Origin of the sequence: Achromobacter sp. SIMBA_011 (genome assembly GCF_046535435.1) — a bacterium.
In the GTDB taxonomy this organism is placed as follows: domain Bacteria; phylum Pseudomonadota; class Gammaproteobacteria; order Burkholderiales; family Burkholderiaceae_B; genus Achromobacter; species Achromobacter dolens.
In genome coordinates, this window is sequence record NZ_JAWRWN010000004.1 from 13,004 (window position 1) to 33,068 (window position 20,065).

Consider the following 20,065-nt stretch of genomic DNA (forward strand, 5'->3'; position numbering starts at 1 on the left):
AGCAATTCTATGAGCGCTATCCCGCAACAAGTCCTGGACCGTCAAAAAGCCAGCATCAACACTTTCGTGGCCGCCCAGTCGGCCGTGTTCGCCGGCTTCGAAAAGCTGGTCGAGCTGAATCTGAAGGTCGTGCGCGCCACCCTGGACGAAGTCGCCCAGAAGTCGCAGCAAGCCGCTGAAGTGAAGGACCCGCAGGAAGCCGCGGCGTTCGCCTCCGGCCTGCTGCAGCCGGGCGCCGAAAAGGCCCTGGCCTACACCAAGCACGTGTATGACATCGTCGCTGGCGTGCAGGGCAATCTGGTCAAGCTGACCGAAGAACAGATCGCCGAAGGCCAGCAGCAACTGAGCGAAGCCGTCGAGCAGTTCTCCAAGAACGCGCCGACGGGTTCGGAAAGCGCGGTCGCCCTGATCAAGTCCTCGCTGGCCACCGCCAACAGCGCCTACGATTCCCTGACCAAGGCCGCCAAGCAGGCCGCCGAGGTCGCCGAGTCGAACCTGAATGCCGCCGCCAACGCAACCTTCAAGGCCGCGACGGATGCCGCCGACGCCGCCACCAAGGTTGCCAGCCGTAGCCGTCGCAGCGCCTGAGTATTTGGCGCGTGATGCTGCGCAAATCGCAGTAATGTAGTACTGTTGAGTGACAGAGCAGAGCTGGAATTAGGGCCACCCTTCGGGTGGCCTCTTTTTTTGCCCGTTTTCCGGGGCGCGCCGGCGTTCAGCGGGCGACGGCCCGCACGCACTCGCCCACCAGGGCCGGGCCGCGGTAGATCAGGCCGGTATATAGCTGCACCGCGTCGGCGCCAGCCTGCATTTTCTCCAGGGCCTGGCGGCCCGACAGCACACCGCCCACGCCGATGATCGCCAGGCTGTCGCCCAGGCGTTCCTTCAGCCTGCGGATCACCGCCAGCGACAGTTCATGCACCGGCGCCCCGGACAGGCCGCCCGCTTCCTCGGCGTGCGCCAGGCCGGTGACCGCGTCGCGGGATAGCGTGGTATTGGTGGCGATGACGCCGTCGATGCCATGGCGCGGCAGCGCGTCGGCGATGGCGTCGATCTGTTCGGTGGTGAGGTCGGGGGCGATCTTGACCGCCATCGGCACACGATGCTGGTGCTGGTCTTCCAGTGCGCGGCGCTTGTCCGCCAGTTGCGCCAGCAGGGCCGACAATTCGTCGCCGCCTTGCAGGGCGCGCAGATTCTTGGTGTTGGGCGATGAGATGTTCACCGTGACGTAGTCGGCGTGCGGGTACACGCCGGCCAGGCCGATCAGGTAGTCGTCGGCCGCGCGCTCGATCGGGGTGTCGGCATTCTTGCCGATGTTCAGGCCGAGGATGCCGCCCTGCTTGCGCCACTGGCTGCGCTGCACGTTGGCCAGGAACGCGTCCAGCCCCTGGTTGTTGAAGCCCAGGCGGTTGATCAGCGCGTTGGCGCGCGGCAGGCGGAACATGCGCGGCTTGGGGTTGCCCGGCTGTGCCCGGGGAGTTACCGTGCCGACCTCGACGAAACCGAACCCCAGATTGCCGAGCGCGTCGATATAGGCGCCGTTCTTGTCCAGTCCCGCCGCCAGTCCGATGGGGTTGGCCAGCCGCATGCCCATCAAGGTGCAGGGCGCCTTGGGCTGGGCGTGCAGCAGCTTGCGCGTGGCGCCGCAGTCATAGGCCCGCTGCAGTCCCGACAAGGTGACTTCGTGGGCGGTTTCCGCGTCCATGGCGAACAGCGCCGGGCGGGCCAGGGGATAGGCGTGGAAGAGGATCGACATGGAGCGGGATTGTAAAGCGTCTTTGGCCCGCCCTGCGGGCCAGGCTCGGTCGCGGATCAGGCCTGGGGACCGGACGCGGCGGGCGCGGGCGGCTCTCCCCAGGCGCCGTCGACCAGATACTGGGCGGGATGGAAGCTGGCCTTGTACGACATTTTCTGGCTGTCGGCGATCCAGTAGCCCAGGTAGAGCCACGGGAGATTGAGCGTGCGGCATTGCTCGATCTGCCAGAGGATGCTGTAGGTGCCCAGGCTGCCCGGCACGTCGGGGTCGTAGAAGGTGTAGACGGACGACAGGCCGTCGTCCAGCACGTCGATGATCGAGACCATCATCAGCACCCCCGCGGGATCGCGGAATTCGACAAGGCGGGTGTTGACGCGGCTGGTTAGCAGGAACTGCGCGTACTGCGTGCGGCTGTCCTCGTCCATGCCGCCGCCGGGATGGCGCCCCTGCTGGTAGCGGGTATAGAGCCGATAGTGTTCTGGCGACCAGGCCAATTCGGCCACGAACGACTGCAGGTTGCGATGGTCTCGCCACGCACGGCGCTGGCTGCGGTTGGGCGCGAAGCTGGCGGTGTCGACCCGCACCGGCACACAGGCGTGGCAGTTGTCGCAGTGCGGGCGGTAGGTGAACAGGCCGCTGCGTCGAAACCCTTGCTCGACCAACTGAGAGTAGGTGCCGGCGTTGATCAGGTGGCCGGGTGCGGCGACCTGCGACCGCGCCTGGCGTCCCGGCAGATAGCTGCAAGGGTAGGGAGCGGTCGCGTAGAACTGCAGCGTGGAGAAAGGTAATTCTTTGAGCTGGCTCATGTGGAATCCCGGCGTCCGGCGCCAAGTCCGTGACGGGGACCACTACATATTAACGCCTAACACGGCCGATGATGTGCGGGGAGGGCGGCGCGCGGCGCCACCCGGCGGGGAGGCCGTCAGGCCGGGGCGCCCGGCGCCAGGGGCAGCAGCCGCCCCCCGCTGTCCAGCCGTCCCGGACCCCAGGTCAGCGGCGGTTGCGCGGTGGCGGCGCGTATGTGCTCCAGGAAGCGCGAGCGCGGCACCGGCCGCGCGCCCAGGCTGGCGAGATGGCGGGTCTGCTGCTGGCAGTCGATCCATTGCACGCCCTGCGCGCTGACGTAGCGCACCAGGTAGGCCAGCGCGACCTTGGAGGCGTTGGGCACGCGCGTGAACATCGATTCACCGAAGAACATGCGGCCCAGGTTGATGCCGTACAGGCCGCCGGCCAGTTCGCCGTCGATCCAGGTTTCGATGCTGTGGACGTAACCTGCCCGGTGCCAGTCGAGGTAGGCCTGCCGCATGGCGGCGGTGATCCAGGTGCCGGGCTGGCCATCGCGCGGCGCGGCGCAGTGCGCCATCACCGTGGCGAATGCCGTATCGACCCGCACCTCGATGCGCGGCGCGGCCTCCTGCTCTTGGCTGGCGATCTGGCGCAGCAGCTTGCGCAGCGAGTGCGAGGGCGCGAAGTCGCGACAGGCCAGCACCATGCGCGGATCCGGGCTCCACCACAGGATCGGCTCGCCCTCGGAATACCAGGGAAAGATACCGTTCGAATAGGCCTGGATCAGGCGCGGCGTGGACAGGTCGGCACCGGCCGCCAGCAGGCCGTCCGGATCCGTCAGGGCGAATTCAGCCGGTGGAAACGGCGTGTCCGCGGCAAGCCAGGGCAGCTTCAACGGTGCGATTCTAGGGTGTAGTGGTGAGGGCCGAACGTGCCGCGCCTGCGGTCCTCGAAATAGCGTTGCAACGTGGTCGCCACGGTGCGGAACGCCAGGTCGTCCCAGGGAATGTCGGCCTCGTCGTAGAAGCGGGCTTCCAGGCTTTCCGGGCCGGGATCCAGCTCGGGGCCCAGCACCTCGGCCAGATAGAAGACATGCACCTGCTCGATCTGCGGCACGTCGATGATGGTGTAGATATCGCCCAGCCGGATGCGTGCGCCGGATTCTTCCAGCGTTTCGCGGCCGGCGCCTTGCGCGGTGCTCTCGCCCAGTTCCATGAAGCCGGCCGGCAGCGTCCAGGTGTTGTAGCGTGGCTCGATGGCGCGCCGGCACAGCAGCACGCGGTTGTCCAGAACCGGCACCGTGCCCACCACTAGCCGCGGATTCTGGTAGTGGATCGCGCCGCAGTGGTCGCAGATGTCCCGTTCGCGGTTGTCGCCCTCGGGCACCCGGCGGTTCACGGGCGAGCCGCATTGGCTGCAGAAATTCGCACGGCGCGGCGCGGGGAAGTATTCGAGGGGCGATTTGGCGGTCATGGCTACGATTCTAACGGCTGTGGCGCCGGCTGGCGCGCCGCGCGGGCGCCATCGGCGCGCGGGTGCCGAAGCGTTCTTCCAGGTGTTCGACGAAGGAACGCACCTTGGGCGAGAGGAAGCGCCGGTGCGGATAGGCGGCGTACATGGAAATCGGGGTGTGGGCGTAGTCCTGTAGCAGCGCGGTCAGGCGGCCGGCGCGCACGTCCTCGCCCACCAGGAATTCCGGCTGCAGGATCACGCCGTGCCCGGCCAGCGCCGCGGTGCGGAGCACGTCGCCATTGTTGGCGCGCAGGGCGGCGTTGATCCGCACCAGGTGGGTGACCCCGTCCTTCTCGAAATGCCATTCGTTGCCGGTGCTGGCGTAGGCGTAATGCAGGCAGCGGTGCTGTTTCAGGTCGTCCGGTGTCTGTGGCACGCCATGGCGTTCCAGGTAGGCGGGCGCGGCGCACACCAGCAACTGCTGCGGCGCCAGCGGTCGCGCCACCAGCGACGAATCCTGCAGCGGGCCGATACGCACCGCGACGTCATACCCATCCTCTACCAGGTCGACGACGCGGTCGTTCAGGTCCAGGTCGATGATGACGTCGGGATAGCGCAGCAGGTATTCGGCGATGGCCGGTCCCAGGTGCAGGATGCCGAACGAGACCGGCGCGCTGACGCGCAGGCGTCCGCTGGGCGCCTGGCCCTCGGCCTGCAGCGACAGCTCGAGGTCGGCCACTTCCGCCAGGATCGGCCGCACCCGCTCGTAGAAGGCGCGGCCGGCGTCGGTCATGCTGAGCTTGCGGGTGGTGCGGTTCAGCAGCCGCACGCCGTATTTTTCTTCGAGGTATGCGATCTGGCGCGTGACCACGGAGCGCGCCTGCCCCATCTTGTCCGCGGCGGCCGCGAACGAGCCCAGTTCCACGACTCGGGCAAAGGTCTGCATGGCAGTGTGGGTGTCCATGATTGTTACCTAATGGGGAACAATAAGTTGCGATTTTGCATGTTTATCTTTGTTTTTGGAATCGCAAGAATAGCGGCCATGAAGAATCTTCCCGTTCTGGGCGATTCGCTCACGGAGAATGAAATGATCGATACCCGTACCGCGCCTTATGCCGCGCTCCTGCTCCGCATCGCGCTGGGCGTGATGTTCCTGGCCCATGGCCTGACCAAGCTGCTGGTGTTCACCCTGCCGGGCACCGCGCAGTTCTTCGCCAAGATCGGCTTTGCCGGCTGGCTGGCGTATCCGGTGACCTTCTTCGAGATCGGCGCCGGCGCGCTGCTGATCCTGGGCGTGTGGCCGCGCTGGATCGCCGTGATCGCGGCGGTGCAGTTGTTCGTCGCTTCCACCGTGCACTTCGGCAACGGCTGGGGCTTCAGCAACCCCAACGGCGGTTGGGAATATCCGGTGTTCCTGTCGGTGGCCGCGGCGGTCCTGGCGCTGCTGGGTGACGGCAAGTTCGCGCTGCTCAAGAGCGGTCGCGGCTGACCGGGTCGCGCACCAAACTGTCAACTGGATTGGGCATCGCCCGCCAGGCGGCCGGCACCTAGAATGGGCCGGCCGCCTTGGCTTTTCTGGAGATTCCATGTCGTTCATCACGCGTGTCTTCGGCGCAGTCCTGTTTGCCGCCGCCCTGTCGCCCGCCGTCCAGGCCTCGACCGAACAAGAGGCCGCCAACAAGGCGGCCGTGTTGGCCTTCTATGAGAAGGGCCTGAACCAGAAAGACGCGGACGCCGCCGTGAAGTATCTGGGCGACCGCTACATCCAGCACAATCCCAACGCGGCCGACGGGCCCGACGGGTTCCGCAAGTTCATCGCCTTCCTGCGCGACAAATATCCGCAATCGAAAAGCGAGATCAAGCGCGTCTTCACCGACGGCGATTATGTGATCCTGCATGTGCACGCGGTGCGCGAACCGGGCACGCGCGGCAACGCCATCATCGACATCTTCCGATTGGAGCGCGGCAAGATCGTCGAACACTGGGACGCGGTGCAGCCAATTCCCGAACAGTCCGCCAACAGCAACGGCATGTTCTGAGGCGTGAGGCTTGCCGCTGGCGCGCCGTCTTGCGCGAACGCGCCGGATCAGGCGGTTGGATTGGCCTGGAAACCCAGGACGTCCGGCACTTGGGCGTGTTCGATCAGGCGCAGTGGCGCCGGGCCGTAGATACCCGGCAGCGCGATCCGCAGTGCTCGCTCAGGGGCCAGGCGATCGATGGCGTCCAGCAGGGCGGCGCCGTCTTCCGTGACGAGTCGCTCCATCAGGGGCGGCAGGTCGCGGTCCAGCACCACGCCGGGGCCCTGCGGCGCCATGGCGTACAACTGGCCGGCGTCATCCAGCCACCAGCCGCTTACCGCGCTCACCGCCTGGCCGGTGTGCGTGAGCAGGGCGCGGCCGGCGTCATCGAGACGCAGCACGTATGGCGCGGCATCGAGCCGCAGGAAGACGCGCTGAGGGCCGTTCTGGAAAAACCAGCGGCCTGCGTCGTCGCGTTCGTAATTGCGGTCGATGAAACCCTGGATCTGGGCATTGGTGATGGACTCGCCGGGCCCGCCCGCGGCGGCCTGCCCTTGCGGATGCAGACGCCAGCGGCCGCGCGGATCCAGCGACAGCCAGCCGAACACCGCAGGCACGTCGGGCCAGCGGGCGATGGCGTCTTTCACCGAGGCATCCATGGTCAGGGGCGGATGATGATGGGGGGCGGGTTGATGATGATGGCGGGCGCGGGCATGGCCGGCACCAGCACGGGCTGGGGGGCGTAGCCGTAGCGGTAGTCGTCGCGGCACTTGCGCTTTTCGCGGTAGTCGCCGTTGCGTTTCCACTTGCGCTCGACTTCACAGGCGCCGTCCCAATACTTCTCTTTATACTCGCCGCGGCCATGACCATGGCCATGGCGATGGTGGTGGCGGTCGGAGTCCGCCTCCGCGGCCAGCGGCGCCAACGTCATCAGCGTGGCCGCGGACAACGCCAGCAGGGTGGAGGAAGCGCGCCGCGAGGTTTGATTGTTGTACATGGGATCGTCGTCAAATGAAAACGGCGTCACCTTAGCAATCAAACGATTGACTGGGCGTAGGGATGGGTAACGAGATGCTGGGGAGGAAATACTGGAGGCGCAAGCCGGAATCGAACCGACGTACACGGATTTGCAATCCGCTGCATAACCACTCTGCCATTGCGCCAGTACTGCAAGAAAAAAGGAAGCTCGGTATAGGCCGGTGCTTCCTTTTTGTATTTGGAGCGGGAGACGAGTCTCGAACTCGCGACCTCAACCTTGGCAAGGTTGCGCTCTACCAACTGAGCTACTCCCGCGTGGGCACTGCGTTTGATGAACCTGTTTTGTCGGTCTCTTTTGAAAGAGGCCGTGTCCACCAAAGACAGCGATTATACACAGTTTTTAGGACTTGTGCGGGTCTGTCCGGGCGTCCGAGAAAAAAAGTTGCCAGATGGTGTCGAGCGCGGCACCTTGCGGGCGGCGCGGCAGCATCGTGCACTCGGGCTGGATGCGGGGCAATGACGATGCGGGCATCGAAGCGCACATCACGGCAATGTCGGGGGAGGCGACAGGAATCTGTCGAGAAGGCAAGCGGCGCCGATCAAGCCGATGGCGATCCGTTTTGGTCGGGAGATCCGGCGGTTGTTCCAACAATGCGGCGACGTTCGTGAAACGGCGCATCTGCTGGAGCGGGAGACGAGTCTCGAACTCGCGACCTCAACCTTGGCAAGGTTGCGCTCTACCAACTGAGCTACTCCCGCGCGGATACTGCTGTACTGCGAAGAGGCGAGAGTATACCGTAATTTGCGGCCAGGGCAAGCGGACGCGGCGCGAGGGAGCGCATGGCATGCGGCATCATGGCCCAGACCCTATGGCGATTCTTGGCGCTTTTGCGCCGCGGTTGCAGGCGGCACTATGTGGGTGTGCGGCGATGTCGTCCGCAATTCCCTCTACAAGGTGTCCGTGACATGACCCAGCGTCTGAATTACTTCCAGGTTTCCGCCGAACTCTCCAAGCATTACCTCGACTTCAGCGCCGCGCTGAAGAAGAAGGCCGTCATCCGGGAATTCAATGATCTCGTGACGATCCGCGCCTCGCAGCTCAACGGCTGCGGCTTCTGCCTGGACATGCACATCAAGCAGGCCAAGATCGGCGGCGAGCGCGAGCTGCGCTTGCACCACATCGCCATTTGGCGTGAATCCACGCTGTTCAGTCCGCGCGAGCGCGCCGCGCTGGAATGGACCGAGGCGTTGACCGCGCTGCACCCGCACGGCGTGTCCGATGCGGTGTACGAGCAGGTCCGCGGCCAGTTGTCCGAAGAGGAAATCTCGGACCTCACCTTCCTGGTGGTGGGCATCAATGGCTGGAATCGTCTGAACGTCGCCTTCCGCACCGAACCGGGTTCCGCCGACGCGGCTTTCGGTCTGGATAAGGCTGGGTTGAGGTAAGCCGGATTGAAGGGGGCGGCGGCGCCTTGTCCGCGGGCGGTTGCGCGCGTGCCGTCGCTACATCAGTTCCAGGATGCGGCGGCCGAGTTGCTCGGCGCGCTCCTGGGACTCGATGTTGGTGAAGCTCATCAGCAGGCCGGCGCCGCACGGCGCGCGGGTCGTCCAGCGCGACAGGGCGTGCGCGTAGATGCCGTGCTCGACCATGCGCTGCGCCAGTGGGCGGTCCGTCTGGTGGCCCTGCATCCGCACCAGCAGGTGCATGCCGCCCGGTTGCGGATTGATCGGCATGGCGGGGCCGAAGACCTTGGCCAGCCCCGCGGCGGTGGCGTTGCGGCGCTCTGAATAGAGCCGCCGCATGCGCTGGATGTGGCGCGCGAAATGACCCTCCAGCATGAAGGCGCTGACCAGCGCCTGGGTCAGGCCCGGAATGCCGTTGCCGAGCACCCGGTTCACGTCCTCGAAGCGCCGCACCTGGGCCTCGGGCACCACCAGATAGGCGAGGCGGATGCCGGGAAACATGACCTTGCTGAACGTCCCGGCATAGAGCACGCGCCCATGGCGGTCCAGGCTCTTGAGCGCCGGCAGCGGCCGACTGACGTAGCGGTACTCGCCGTCGTAGTCGTCTTCCACGATCCAGCGCTGATTGCGCTCGGCCCATTCCAGCAGCGCCTGGCGGCGCGTCAATGACAGCGTCACGCTCAGCGGGCTCTGGTGGGCGGGCGTGACGATCGCGGCGCTCGCCTCTGGCGCCTGCGCAATGCCTTGCGACACCACGATGCCTTCGGCATCGACTTCCACCGGCGCCAGCGCCAGGCCCGAGTGCTTCAACAGTTCGCGCGTCGGCGGGTAACCAGGGTCTTCCACCCAGACCTCGTCGCCGGGCTGCAGCAGCGCCTGGATCACCAGGTTAAGGCTCTCGCGATAGCCGGACGTGATGAACACCTGTGCCGGCGAGCAGTGGATACCGCGCGCGACCTGCAGGTGCGCGGCAATCGCGGTGCGCAGCGCGGGCAGGCCATCGGCCGGCGGGTAGGACAGGTCGGCCGCCTGCGTGGCGCGCAGGTGACGGGCGCCGAGCCGCGCCCAGATCTTGCGCGGAAAGGCGTCCAGCGCCGGCAGGCCCATCTGGAACGGCAACAGCGTCGGCGGCTGGCGCCAGGTGTCGGGGTCCGCCTTGTCGGGTGGCGGCAGCGGCCGGGGCGCGGCCTGCGCCTGCAGGCCGGGGGTGACCACGGTGCCGGCCTGGCCGCGCGGCTGCACATAACCTTCCGCGTGCAGCAGCGAATAGGCCATCTCGATGGTGCCGCGCGCCACGCCCAGGTCCTTGGCCAGTGCGCGCGCGGACGGAATGCGGTCGCCCGGCTTGAGGGTGCCCTGGGCAATCGCGCCGCGAAAGCGCTCGTAGACCTGCCGGTACAGCGGTTCGTCGCCGGAAGCGGCGGGCGGCAGGCTGGCAAGGGAAGCGGGCGTCATGGCCTAGTTGAAAGGTCAATTTATGGTTCTTCAAATTATGGCATGGCTTCCCTAGCATCATGGTTGTGCCTGCCCTGGCGGCGGGTGGTTTCTTTCAAGACAGGATCCTCATGAGTCAACCGGACATCCGCTCTATCGAATCAGCCGAGGCGCTGCGCGCCTGTTTTCCAGTCATGCGCGAATTGCGCCCGCACCTGGCCGACGAGCGTGATTTCGCCGAACGCGTCGCGCGCATGCGCGACGAGCGCTACGCCTTGCTGGCGGTGTGGGAAGGCGACGCGCCCGTGGCGCTGGCCGGTTACCGTTTCCAGGAAAACCTGATCTACGGCCGCTTCCTCTATGTCGACGACCTGGTCGTCACCGAGCACAGTCGCGGCGGGCGCCATGGCGCCGCCCTGCTGCAGGCGCTCGAGCGCATGGCGCGCGAGGCTGGCTGCGCCAAGCTGGTGCTGGACACCGGGCTGGCCAACGCGCTGGCACAGCGCTTCTACTTCCGTCAGGGGTTGCTGACCGGCGCGATGCGTTTCAGCAAGGTGCTGGGGGAGCAAGCGGCATGAGCGTCCTGCGTTTGACGTGCAGCCCGCGCGGCGCGGAATCGGAAAGCCACCGGCTGTCGCAGTTCATCGTCGACGGCCTGGCGCGGGCCGATGCCGCGCGTGGCCGCGACCTTGTCGAGATCGACGCCAACCGGCTGCCGCATGTGGATGCCGAATACGCGTGGGCGCTGGGATCGCCCTCCGACCCGGACGGCGATCCCGCCGGATCGTTGCATCAGTCCGACCAACTGATCCAGTCCCTGGTCGATGCCGACTACGTCGTCATCGCCACGCCGATGCACAACTACACCGTGCCGTCGGCGTTGAAGGCGTGGATCGATCACGTGGTGCGTGTGCGCAGCACGTTCAGCGTGACGCGCGAAGGCAAGGTCGGCGTGCTGGCCGACAAGCCGGTGTTCGTGGCGGTGGCGTCGGGCGGCCTGTTTTCCGGGGGCGAGGCGCGCCAGCCGGATTTCCTGACGCCCTACCTGAAGGCGGCGCTGGCCACCATCGGCCTGAAGCGCCTGACGTTCTTTTCGGTGGAGGGCACCGCGATGGGCGGGCAGGCGCTGGAGGCGGCCCGGCTGCGGACCCAGGCGGAGATCGCGGCGTACTTCGCGGATGCGGCTGACGCCCTGGCCGCGGTTGCCGTCCAGGCGCCGCGCGGGGACTCCCTTTCCGGCACAGATAGGCCCTAGGCGTCCAACCACACGTCTTCGTAGCCCTGGTCGTCGATGATGAACTTCGCGCCTGGCGGCAGGCGCAGGTAATCGACGACCCGCGGCAGCAGCGTCGCCAGGTGCGCGGTGTGAAGGGGCTGGTAGAAGTCGTCGGCGTCCGAGTATTCGCCGGCGTGGATGAACCAACTGACGGTGCCGTCGCGCGGCAACGCGATGCGCGTGCCGTAAATCGGCATGGCGCCAAGGGTATGCAGGGCGACCGCGACCATCTCTTCCGGCGCCATGCCCTGCATGCCGTATCGGGCGCAGATCTCGTCCTGTGCCGCCGTTCGCGGGGGTGTCGTCATGGGTGTCGTCATGCAGGCCATTTCCGGTTGTTCTCGCGAATGTGTGATTGTCGCCGCGGAAATGAAAAAAGGGCCCGCAGGCCCTTTCTTGCAACATGCGCAGTGTGAAGACACTGTCCATAAAATCTGGAGCGGGAGACGAGTCTCGAACTCGCGACCTCAACCTTGGCAAGGTTGCGCTCTACCAACTGAGCTACTCCCGCATGGGTCCGCAATCTCTGGCTTGGTGAAAATTCCACGCAGTGCCAGTGCAAACCATTTCTTATTGCCAACCACTTTCGTGGTTGCCTGATCAACTTGGTTATCGATCAGAAGGCGCGCATTCTACATGATTTTTTTCGATCGTGCTTGCCGCTGGCAGATTGCCGTGGCAGGCGGATCGCGCTGAACTTCGCGTGGCCAAGGCTGCAACTGAGTGCTGTCTGGCTGCCAAGCTCAATCAAGTAATATGAGCGAAGACAGAAAATATAGCATACCCGGTAGTATCCATGTCAAATTCCTCTGCCACCGCGGCTGTCCTCACTCCCGAGGCGCGGGACCTTTCCGCCTTGAACACCCTGGGCCTGGCGTCCACGGCCCCGGCCTGCGTCACGCTCGACGATGTGGCGCAACTGCCGGCCCTGTCGGCCCTGGCCGCGCGGCACGACCGGCTGCTGGTGCTGGGCGGTGGCAGCAATGTGGTGCTGCCCGAGGCCGTGCCGGGCCTGGTGGCGCGCGTGGCGCTGCGGGGCGTGCGCCTGCTGCGGGCCGAGCCTGATGCTTGGCTGGTGGAGGCGGCAGGCGGCGAGACCTGGCACGACTTCGTCGCCGAGTGCGTGAGGCAGGGCTGGGACGGCCTGGAAAACCTGGCGTTGATCCCCGGCACGGTCGGCGCGGCGCCGGTGCAGAACATCGGCGCCTACGGGGTCGAGCTGGCCGACCGCTTCGACAGCCTGACGGCCTGGGACGTGCAGGCGGGCCGGTATGTCGACCTGAGCGCGGCCGATTGCCGCTTCGCCTACCGCGACAGCATTTTCAAGCACCAGCCGCCCGGAAGTTGGGTGATCGTGGCGGTGCGCTTGCGCTTGCCGCGGCCCTGGCGGCCGGTGTTGTCGTACCCGGACCTGCAGCGTCATCCCGGCCTTATGGAAGAGCCGTCGGCGCGCGCCATCTTCGAGGCGGTCTGCGCGATCCGGCGTGCCAAGCTGCCGGACCCGGCGGTCACCGGCAACGCCGGCAGTTTTTTCAAGAATCCCATCGTGTCCGCGGCGCAGCGCGAAGCGCTCGTCTCCCGTTATCCCGGCCTGGTGTCGTATGCGCAGCCGAACGGCAGCTACAAGCTGGCGGCCGGCTGGCTGATCGACCAGTGCGGCTGGAAGGGGCGCAGCCTGGGCGCGGCCGGGGTGCATGACCGGCAGGCGCTGGTGCTGGTGAATCGCGGGGGCGCCACCGCCGCCGACATCCTGGCGCTGGCGCGCGCGATCCAGGATGCGGTCGCCGAGCGCTACGGCGTGGCGCTGGAGCCGGAGCCCGTGGTGGTGTGACCTGGTGCTGCATGAAAAAAGGACCCTCGCGGGTCCTTTTTTTCTGGGCGCTAAAGGATCAGAGTCCCAGCACCGCCTGCATGTCGTACAGGCCGTTGTGCTTGCCTTCCAGGAAGCGGGCGGCGCGCAACGCGCCTTCGGCATAGGTGGCGCGGCTGGCCGAGCGGTGGGTGATCTCGATGCGTTCGCCGATGCCGCAGAACGACACCGTGTGATCGCCGACGATATCGCCGCCGCGCAGTACCGAGAAGCCGATGGTGCCCGGCTTGCGCACGCCGGTGTCGCCGTGGCGGCTCCAGGTGGCCACGTCGGGCAGGGCCACGTCCCAAGCCGAGGCGATGGTCTCGCCCATCTTGAGCGCGGTGCCCGAGGGGGCGTCGACCTTGTTGCGGTGGTGGGCCTCGAAGACCTCGACGTCATAGCCCGAATTGAGGATGCGGGCGGCCATGTCCAGCAGCTTGAGCGTGGCGTTCACGCCCACGCTCATGTTGGGCGCGAACACGATGGCGGTTTTCTGCGCGGCCACTTCGATGGCGGCGCGGCCATTGTCGTCGAAGCCGGTGGTGCCGATGACGGCCTTCACGCCCAGCCTGGCGCAGACCTGCAGGTGCTCCAGCGTGCCTTCGGGGCGGGTGAAGTCGATCAGGCAGTCGGCGTTGGCCAGCGCGCCCAGGTCGTCGGTGATGGCGACGCCGGTCTGCTGGCCGAGCGGGGCGCCCGCGTCCTGGCCCAGCGAGGGCGAGCCCTTGCGGTCGAGCGCGACCGCCAGTTGCAGGCCGTCGGCCTTCAGGACGGCGTCGATCAGCATCTGGCCCATACGGCCGCTGGCGCCGGCGATAGCAATACGCATAAAGAAAATCCTTGGGTTAGCGCAGCGGCTCGGGCGCGTTGCCGGGCTGGCCGGGGTATTGGTTCATCGGGCTGGTGGGGGCGGCGGCGTCGCGTTTCTTCTGCTCTTCTTCCTGCTTGAGCCGGGCCTCGTCTTCGCTCAGGCGCTTGTCGGCCTTTTCATCGGCGGCCGCGCTGGGCGTGTTGATCTGGTAGGGCTGCAGGTCGGGCTGCTTGTCGCCTTCCCAGCGGGTCAGCCGGTCGTTCTCGAACCAGACCGTGAACTTGCGTTCCTGGGCCTCACCGTAGCCGGGCTTGTAATAGTAGGGGTAGTCCCAGCGGTTGGCGTGCAGCACGCTGGTCAGGGTGGGGCTGCCCAGCGCGAAGCGGACCTGTTCGCGCGTCATGCCCGGCTGCAGCAGCGCCACCTGCTCCTGGGTGATCCAGTTGCCTTGCTGGACACCGGCCTTGTAGGGGAAGCCCCACTTGTCCCCCGTGCAGCCGGCAAGGGCGACGGCCAGGGCGGCGATGGCCAATCCGGTCTTGAGCGAGCGGGAAGGAATTCGTGCAATCATGGACACTACGCGCCCCTATTATTTGGAAGCAGACAAAACCGTTATCATAAAGGTTTCATAAGGATAGTTCTGCGGGGCGGCAGGAATTCTGGGGAGCCGGCTCGCGGTTACCGAGTATCCTTGCCCATGCCAACGCGGACGGAGAGCGATTACACCATGAGCGACCAAAGCGAACTGAAAAACATGGGTTTGAAGGCGACTTTCCCGCGCCTGAAAATTCTTGATATCTTCCGTAAGTCGGACCAGCGCCACCTCAGCGCCGAGGACGTCTACCGTGCCCTGATCGGCGAAAACGTCGAAATCGGCCTGGCCACCGTCTATCGCGTGCTGACCCAGTTCGAACAGGCCGGCATCCTTGCCCGCAGCCAGTTCGACAGCGGCAAGGCCGTGTTCGAGCTCAATGACGGCGACCACCACGATCACCTGATCTGCACCAACTGCGGCAAGGTGGTTGAATTCTCGGACCCGGACATCGAAAAGCGCCAGCAGAAGATCGCCAAGGACAACGGTTTCGCGCTGGAAAGCCACGCCATGGTGCTGTACGGCATCTGCGGTAGCTGCCTGAAAGGCCGCTGAGCTTTCTTCGCCTCGGACCTGCCCACGGCCGCGCTCGCCGTGGGTAGTTGAAAGCAAAAGCCCCTTCTATAGGAAGGGGCTTTTTTTATTCTCGGACTGAATCCGGCTGCGGACCATCGCGATACGGCTGTCGGCACAAAGGCAGCCGGCGCCCGGTTTTTCTGGAGGCGCACGCGCCCCGGATGTGCTTGCGCCGCATCAGGCCCGCGAGGAGCGGGTTGCCTGGCCCCTGCAGGCTCAGGCCGGCGCGCGGCCGACGCCGGCCAGCATTTCGCGGGCGTGTTCGCGGGTGGTCGCGGTGAGCTTGATCCCGCCCAGCATGCGGGCGATTTCCTCGACCCGGGCGCCGTCGTCCAGTTCCTCGATGCGCGACCGGGTGGTGCCGCGCGATTCGGTCTTGCTGACCAGGAACTGGTTGTTGCCGCAGGCCGCTACCTGCGGTAGATGGGTGACGCACAGCACCTGGTGGCGCTCGCCCAGTTCGCGCAGCAGTTTGCCGACGGCTTCGGCCACCGCGCCGCCGACCCCGCTGTCGACTTCGTCGAAGATCAGCGTCGGCACGCGCGCGGCGCGGCTGGCGATGACCGACAGCGCCAGCGAGATACGCGACAGTTCTCCGCCGGAAGCGATCTTGGCCAGTGGCCGCGGCGTGGTGCCGGCGTGGCCGGCCACCAGGAATTCGACCTGCTCGTTACCGTGCGCCGACGGCGCGGCCGCTGCCAGCGTGGGCTCGAACTTGCCGCCTTGCATGGCCAGCGTCTGCATGGCCTGGGTGACCTGTTTGCCGAGGTCCTTGGCGACCTTGCGGCGCGCCGCCGTGAGCTTGGCGGCGGCGGCGTCGTACTGCGCCTGCGCCACCTGCGCCTGGGCGCGCAGCGCGTCGATGTCGGCGGCGGCCTGCAGGGCCGAGAGTTCGGCGTGCAAGCTGTCGCGCAGCGCGCACAGCCCGTCGGGTTCGGTGCGGAACTTGCGCGCCGTCTCGAATACCGCGCTCAGGCGCGCCTCGACGTCGGCCAGCCGGCGCGGATCGAGATCGACGCGGCTGACGTAGTTGTTCAGGTCGGACACCGCTTCGCTGATGGCAATGCGGGCCGATTCGAGTTCGTCGTAGATGCCCTGCAGGCCGGTGTCGTGCCGCAGCATCTGCTGGATGCGGTGGTTGGCCGCAGTCAGCCGATGGTGGGCCGAGTCGCCTTCGCCATCGAGGGCGTCGAGGATCTGGGTGGCGCCGTCCAGCAGCGACTGTGAATGCGACAGGCGGGTGTGCTCGGATTGCAGCGATTCCCATTCGTCCGGGGCGAGCCCGAGGCGATCGAGTTCGTCGACCTGCCATTGCAGCCGCTCGCGTTCGGCGGCCAGGCCCGCCGCGTCCTTTTCGGCCAATTCCAACTGGCGCGCCAGCGCGCGCCATTGCTTCCAGGCCTGGCCCACCGCCTGGCGCAGGTCGCCGTGGCCGCCATGCGCATCCAGCAGGTCGCGCTGAGCCTCCGCACGCATCAGGCTCTGGTGCGCATGCTGGCCGTGGATGTCGACCAGGCTGTCGCCCAGTTCGCGCAATTGCGCGACCGTGGCCGGGGTGCCGTTGATGTAGGCGCGGCTGCGGCCCTGGGCGTCGATCACGCGGCGCAGGGCCAGTTCATCGTCGGCATCGATCTCGCGTTCGGCAAGCCAGGCGCGCAGCGCCGGCGGCGTGTCGAAGACGGCGGTGATGTCGGCGCGCGCGGCGCCTTCGCGCAGCACGCTGACGTCGCCGCGCTCGCCCAGCGCCAGCGCCAGCGCGTCGATGAGGATGGATTTTCCTGCCCCGGTCTCGCCGGAGAAGACGGTGAAGCCGGGACCGAAATGGATCTCGGTCTGCTCGACGATGACGAAGTCGCGGATGTGCAGGGTGCGCAGCATGTCGGGGCGCTTACTACTCTACGTTGTCGGTGGCCTGCGGCATCAGGTTCCAGTGCAGCTTGCGGCGCAGGGTGGAAAAGAAGCTGTAGCCTTCCGGATGCACGAAGCGGATGGTATAGGGCGCGCGCTGCACGACGATGCGGTCGCCGGGCTGCAGGTCGGACCAGGTCTGCATGTCGAAATGCACGCTGGCGCCGACCTCGACCCGGCCCATGGCGGTGAGCGTCATGTTCAGCACGCCGGTGTCCGGAATGACGATGGGGCGGTTGGACAGGGTCTGCGGCGCCACCGGCACCAGCACCATGGCGTTCATGCCGGGGTGCAGGATCGGGCCATTGGCCGACAGCGCGTAGGCGGTCGAGCCGGTGGGGGTGGCGATGATCAGGCCGTCGGCGCGCTGGGTGTACATGAAGGCGCCGTCCAGTTCGACGCGCACTTCGATCATGCCGCCGCGTCCGGCGCGGTTCAGCACCACGTCGTTCAGCGCCGAGGCCGCGTACATCTGCTGGTCGCCGCGCCAGGCGCTGCCTTCGAGCAGCATGCGTTCCTCGATCTGGAAGTTGCCTTCCAGCACGCGCGTCAGGGCGCCATGCGCGTCCTGCACCGGGATGTCGGTGATGAAGCCCAGATGGCCATGGTTGATGCCGACCACCGGCACGCCGTACGGGGCGAGATGGCGCGCGGCGCCCAGCACCGTGCCGTCGCCGCCCATGACCACCGCGAGCGAGGCGTCCTGGCCGATCTGCGCGTAGGTGGCGACGGGATATTCCGTCAGGCCGGTGTTGCGAGCCGTGTCGGCATCGACGAGCACCTGCCGCCCGGCCTGCGTGAGCGCGTGCGCGAGCGCCCTTAGCGGAGTGGCCAGGCCGGCGTCCTGGTATCTGCCGATCAGCGCGACGGTAGGAAAGTGCATGGTGGCAAGGCGAATCAGAAAAAGCGAAATCGGTCCGGAATCGGGCCTGTTAGCCGATTATATGGGGCCGCATATTGGCTTGCGGGACAAAAATCGCCTTAATTGGAAAAGATTCCCTAAAATAGCCGCTATGGATGACCGCGCACGCGCATTACTGAAAGCGTTGATCGAACGCTATATCGCCGATGGGCAACCAGTCGGCTCGCGGACGCTATCGAAGGTTTTCGATCTGTCGCCCGCCACCATCCGCAACGTCATGGCGGACCTGGAAGAGCTGGGCCTGATCCACAGTCCGCACACCTCCGCGGGGCGCATTCCCACGCCCCGCGGCTACCGCATGTTCGTCGATTCGCTGCTGGCGGTGCAGTCCTACCAGCTCGAACCGCACAACATGGGCGAGATGCTGGCCGCGGCCGAGCCCACCCGCGCGGTCAATGCCGCCGCGGCGCTGCTTTCCAACCTGACCCAGTTCGCCGGCGTGGTGCTGACTCCCAAGCGCGCCCAGGTGTTCCGCCAGATCGAATTCATCCGCCTGTCGGACAAGCGGGTGCTGCTGATCATCGTCACGCCAGACGGCGACGTGCAGAACCGCATCCTGTTCGTGCAGCGCGACTACGCCGAGGCCGAATTGCTGGAGGCCGGCAATTTCTTCAACGTCCACTTCGCCGGCAAGTCCTTCGACGCGGTGCGGCGCACCCTGTCCACCGAACTGGCGCAGTTGCGCGAAGACATCTCGCGGCTGATGCAGGCGGCGGTCGAGGCCAGTGCCGAGGCCGCCGAGGACGGCGATGCCGTGGTCATCTCCGGCGAGCGCAAGCTGCTGGACGTCACCGACATCGCTTCCGACATGGACCGGCTGCGCAAGATGTTCTCGCTGTTCGAGAAGAAGACCGACCTGCTGCAACTGCTCGACGTGTCCAGCCGCGCGCAGGGCGTGCAGATCTACATCGGCGGCGATTCCCAGTTGGTGCCGATGGAAGAAGTCTCGGTCATCACCGCGCCCTACGGCGTGGACGGCAAGGTGGTCGGCACGCTCGGCGTGATCGGCCCGACCCGCATGGCCTACGAACGGGTGATTCCCATCGTGGACATCACGGCGCGTCTGCTGTCCAACGCCCTTAGCCACAACCAGTAGTTCCATTCGAACCGACATCCTCCTCGCGGAGGAAGGGGAGTTTTTGTGTTTCTTCGCCTGTTCAAGTATCTCTGGCCTGAACGCTACCTGCCCGAAGCCGAGCAGGACGACCCTTTCAATGAAGACCCGCCGCCGCGCGCGCCGGGCAAGGTCGGCGTGCTGCTGGTGAACCTGGGCACGCCCGACACACCGGGCAGGAAGGACATCCGCAAGTACCTGGGCGAGTTCCTGTTGGACCCGCGTGTGATCGAGATTCCGCGCTATCTGTGGAAGCCGATCCTGCACGGCCTGGTGCTGACGCTGCGTCCCAAGAAACTGGAGCCGCGTTACGCCGGCATCTGGCTCAAGGACGGCTCGCCGCTGATGGTCTACAGCCGCCGCCAGGCCGAAGGCGTGCAGGCCGCGTTGACCGCGGCCGGGGTCGAGGCGGTGGTGGAGCTGGGCATGCGCTACGGCAACCCGTCGATTCCCGACGCCATCTCGCGCCTGCGGGCGCAGGGCTGCGAACGCATCCTGACCGTGCCGCTTTATCCCCAATACGCCGCCAGCACCACCGCCACGGTGGTCGATGCCGTCACGCGACATGCCGGCCGGCTGCGCGACCAGCCGGAAATGCGCTTCATCAAGCGGTTCCACGAGGACCCCATCTATCTCGATCCGCTGGCCGCCAGCATCGAAGCGTACTGGCGCGAGCATGGCAAACCGCAGAAGCTGGTCATGAGCTTCCATGGCCTGCCGCGCTACTCCATCGAGCTGGGCGACCCGTACTACCGCGACTGCATGGAAACCGCGCGGCTGCTGGCGCAGCGCCTGTCGCTGCCGCGCGAGCAGATCGAGGTGACCTTCCAGAGCCGGTTCGGCACGGCCCGCTGGCTCGAGCCCTACACCGAACCGACCCTCAAGGCGCTGGCCGCCTCGGGCGTCACCGAGGTGGATGTGGTGTGTCCGGGATTTGTGGCAGACTGTCTGGAAACCCTGGAAGAGATCAGCCTGGAGTGCCGCGACGCCTTTCTCGGCGCGGGCGGCAAGCAGTTCCGTTACATCCCGGCGCTGAATGATGATCCGGCCTGGATCTCGGGGTTGGCCACCCTGGCGGAACGCCACTTGCGGGGATGGCCCACACATTCACGGACTTGAAGGAGAG

At 66.4% G+C, this 20,065-nt stretch carries 24 protein-coding genes and 4 tRNA genes; 10 read left to right on the forward strand and 18 right to left on the reverse strand.

What is annotated here, in order from left to right:
• Nucleotides 1-9: 9 nt before the first annotated feature.
• A complete protein-coding gene (phaP, locus tag SB816_RS15825; protein ID WP_054501756.1) occupies nucleotides 10-588 on the forward strand; it encodes a TIGR01841 family phasin in 579 nt (192 codons plus the stop codon).
• Nucleotides 589-715: 127 nt separating this feature from the next.
• On the opposite strand, the gene SB816_RS15830 is transcribed toward phaP, so the two are convergent.
• From SB816_RS15830 to SB816_RS15850, 5 genes are all read right to left on the reverse strand, one after another.
• Complete coding sequence (locus SB816_RS15830) at nucleotides 716-1,756, reverse strand: quinone-dependent dihydroorotate dehydrogenase (RefSeq protein WP_064523864.1); 1,041 nt, start codon at nucleotides 1,754-1,756, stop codon at nucleotides 716-718.
• A 56-nt stretch (nucleotides 1,757-1,812) separates the two neighbouring features.
• Complete coding sequence (locus tag SB816_RS15835) at nucleotides 1,813-2,562, reverse strand: arginyltransferase (RefSeq protein ID WP_054501754.1); 750 nt, start codon at nucleotides 2,560-2,562, stop codon at nucleotides 1,813-1,815.
• A 116-nt stretch (nucleotides 2,563-2,678) separates the two neighbouring features.
• Nucleotides 2,679-3,437 carry a leucyl/phenylalanyl-tRNA--protein transferase gene (gene aat / locus SB816_RS15840; RefSeq protein ID WP_054501753.1) on the reverse strand — a complete coding sequence of 253 codons (759 nt, stop codon included), beginning with the start codon at nucleotides 3,435-3,437 and terminating at the stop codon, nucleotides 2,679-2,681.
• Complete coding sequence (locus SB816_RS15845) at nucleotides 3,434-4,015, reverse strand: NUDIX hydrolase (protein WP_054501752.1); 582 nt, start codon at nucleotides 4,013-4,015, stop codon at nucleotides 3,434-3,436. Before SB816_RS15845 ends, aat begins: the two co-directional genes overlap by 4 nt.
• A 10-nt stretch (nucleotides 4,016-4,025) precedes the next feature.
• On the reverse strand, nucleotides 4,026-4,958 hold the full coding sequence (locus SB816_RS15850; protein ID WP_054501751.1) for a LysR family transcriptional regulator: 933 nt from the start codon (nucleotides 4,956-4,958) through the stop codon (nucleotides 4,026-4,028).
• Nucleotides 4,959-5,081: 123 nt separating this feature from the next.
• Between SB816_RS15850 and SB816_RS15855 the strand changes: the two genes are divergently transcribed.
• Entirely contained in the window at nucleotides 5,082-5,483 is a 402-nt protein-coding gene (locus SB816_RS15855) for a DoxX family protein (RefSeq protein WP_054501750.1), read from the forward strand.
• A 97-nt stretch (nucleotides 5,484-5,580) separates the two neighbouring features.
• Entirely contained in the window at nucleotides 5,581-6,033 is a 453-nt protein-coding gene (locus tag SB816_RS15860; RefSeq protein WP_064523871.1) for a nuclear transport factor 2 family protein, read from the forward strand.
• A 47-nt stretch (nucleotides 6,034-6,080) separates the two neighbouring features.
• On the opposite strand, the gene SB816_RS15865 is transcribed toward SB816_RS15860, so the two are convergent.
• From SB816_RS15865 to SB816_RS15890, 6 genes are all read right to left on the reverse strand, one after another.
• Entirely contained in the window at nucleotides 6,081-6,671 is a 591-nt protein-coding gene (locus tag SB816_RS15865) for a DUF2946 family protein (protein WP_116793593.1), read from the reverse strand.
• A 2-nt stretch (nucleotides 6,672-6,673) separates the two neighbouring features.
• Nucleotides 6,674-7,009: a hypothetical protein gene (locus SB816_RS15870; RefSeq protein WP_054501964.1), complete on the reverse strand. Its 336-nt coding sequence runs from the start codon at nucleotides 7,007-7,009 to the stop codon at nucleotides 6,674-6,676.
• Nucleotides 7,010-7,101: 92 nt separating this feature from the next.
• A tRNA-Cys gene (locus SB816_RS15875) sits at nucleotides 7,102-7,175 on the reverse strand.
• A 54-nt stretch (nucleotides 7,176-7,229) separates the two neighbouring features.
• Nucleotides 7,230-7,305, reverse strand: a tRNA-Gly gene (locus SB816_RS15880).
• A gap of 85 nt (nucleotides 7,306-7,390) precedes the next feature.
• Nucleotides 7,391-7,669, reverse strand: coding sequence for a hypothetical protein (locus SB816_RS15885; protein ID WP_175167764.1), 279 nt, complete (start codon nucleotides 7,667-7,669; stop codon nucleotides 7,391-7,393).
• A 4-nt stretch (nucleotides 7,670-7,673) separates the two neighbouring features.
• Nucleotides 7,674-7,749 (reverse strand) — tRNA-Gly (locus tag SB816_RS15890).
• A 207-nt stretch (nucleotides 7,750-7,956) separates the two neighbouring features.
• Between SB816_RS15890 and SB816_RS15895 the strand changes: the two genes are divergently transcribed.
• Nucleotides 7,957-8,436, forward strand: coding sequence for a carboxymuconolactone decarboxylase family protein (locus SB816_RS15895; protein WP_054501747.1), 480 nt, complete (start codon nucleotides 7,957-7,959; stop codon nucleotides 8,434-8,436).
• Between the two features lie 57 nt (nucleotides 8,437-8,493).
• On the opposite strand, the gene SB816_RS15900 is transcribed toward SB816_RS15895, so the two are convergent.
• Nucleotides 8,494-9,909, reverse strand: a complete 1,416-nt coding sequence (locus tag SB816_RS15900) for a PLP-dependent aminotransferase family protein (protein ID WP_054501746.1) — start codon at nucleotides 9,907-9,909, stop codon at nucleotides 8,494-8,496.
• A 110-nt stretch (nucleotides 9,910-10,019) separates the two neighbouring features.
• Between SB816_RS15900 and SB816_RS15905 the strand changes: the two genes are divergently transcribed.
• Nucleotides 10,020-10,466, forward strand: coding sequence for a GNAT family N-acetyltransferase (locus SB816_RS15905; protein WP_343719938.1), 447 nt, complete (start codon nucleotides 10,020-10,022; stop codon nucleotides 10,464-10,466).
• Nucleotides 10,463-11,143, forward strand: coding sequence for an FMN-dependent NADH-azoreductase (locus SB816_RS15910; protein WP_410547272.1), 681 nt, complete (start codon nucleotides 10,463-10,465; stop codon nucleotides 11,141-11,143). Before SB816_RS15905 ends, SB816_RS15910 begins: the two co-directional genes overlap by 4 nt.
• Here SB816_RS15910 and SB816_RS15915 read toward each other — a convergent pair.
• Together SB816_RS15915 and SB816_RS15920 are read right to left on the reverse strand one after the other, a co-directional pair.
• Entirely contained in the window at nucleotides 11,140-11,472 is a 333-nt protein-coding gene (locus SB816_RS15915; protein ID WP_410547273.1) for a hypothetical protein, read from the reverse strand. The two genes, SB816_RS15910 and SB816_RS15915, sit on opposite strands and share 4 nt — an antisense overlap.
• A gap of 127 nt (nucleotides 11,473-11,599) precedes the next feature.
• Nucleotides 11,600-11,675, reverse strand: a tRNA-Gly gene (locus SB816_RS15920).
• A gap of 285 nt (nucleotides 11,676-11,960) precedes the next feature.
• Between SB816_RS15920 and murB the strand changes: the two genes are divergently transcribed.
• Nucleotides 11,961-12,995 (forward strand): UDP-N-acetylmuramate dehydrogenase, encoded by a 1,035-nt coding sequence (gene murB / locus SB816_RS15925; protein ID WP_410547274.1) that lies wholly within the window; start codon nucleotides 11,961-11,963, stop codon nucleotides 12,993-12,995.
• A gap of 58 nt (nucleotides 12,996-13,053) precedes the next feature.
• Here murB and dapB read toward each other — a convergent pair whose 3' ends face one another.
• Nucleotides 13,054-13,845, reverse strand: a complete 792-nt coding sequence (dapB, locus tag SB816_RS15930) for a 4-hydroxy-tetrahydrodipicolinate reductase (RefSeq protein ID WP_054501741.1) — start codon at nucleotides 13,843-13,845, stop codon at nucleotides 13,054-13,056.
• Between the two features lie 16 nt (nucleotides 13,846-13,861).
• On the reverse strand, nucleotides 13,862-14,398 hold the full coding sequence (locus SB816_RS15935; protein ID WP_006389038.1) for an outer membrane protein assembly factor BamE: 537 nt from the start codon (nucleotides 14,396-14,398) through the stop codon (nucleotides 13,862-13,864).
• Nucleotides 14,399-14,554: 156 nt separating this feature from the next.
• Between SB816_RS15935 and fur the strand changes: the two genes are divergently transcribed.
• Nucleotides 14,555-14,974, forward strand: coding sequence for a ferric iron uptake transcriptional regulator (gene fur, locus SB816_RS15940; RefSeq protein ID WP_006223539.1), 420 nt, complete (start codon nucleotides 14,555-14,557; stop codon nucleotides 14,972-14,974).
• Nucleotides 14,975-15,211: 237 nt separating this feature from the next.
• Here the strand turns inward: fur and recN are convergent, their stop codons facing one another.
• The gene (gene recN, locus SB816_RS15945) at nucleotides 15,212-16,873 is read right to left on the reverse strand and encodes a DNA repair protein RecN (protein WP_144655831.1); all 1,662 of its coding nucleotides are present in this window, start codon (nucleotides 16,871-16,873) and stop codon (nucleotides 15,212-15,214) included.
• A 13-nt stretch (nucleotides 16,874-16,886) separates the two neighbouring features.
• The gene (locus tag SB816_RS15950; protein ID WP_054501739.1) at nucleotides 16,887-17,786 is read right to left on the reverse strand and encodes an NAD kinase; all 900 of its coding nucleotides are present in this window, start codon (nucleotides 17,784-17,786) and stop codon (nucleotides 16,887-16,889) included.
• A 130-nt stretch (nucleotides 17,787-17,916) separates the two neighbouring features.
• On the opposite strand from SB816_RS15950, the gene hrcA reads away from it, so the two are divergent.
• Nucleotides 17,917-18,921, forward strand: coding sequence for a heat-inducible transcriptional repressor HrcA (gene hrcA, locus SB816_RS15955; protein WP_049071722.1), 1,005 nt, complete (start codon nucleotides 17,917-17,919; stop codon nucleotides 18,919-18,921).
• Nucleotides 18,922-18,966: 45 nt separating this feature from the next.
• Complete coding sequence (gene hemH, locus SB816_RS15960; RefSeq protein WP_410547275.1) at nucleotides 18,967-20,058, forward strand: ferrochelatase; 1,092 nt, start codon at nucleotides 18,967-18,969, stop codon at nucleotides 20,056-20,058.
• Nucleotides 20,059-20,065 lie beyond the last annotated feature (7 nt).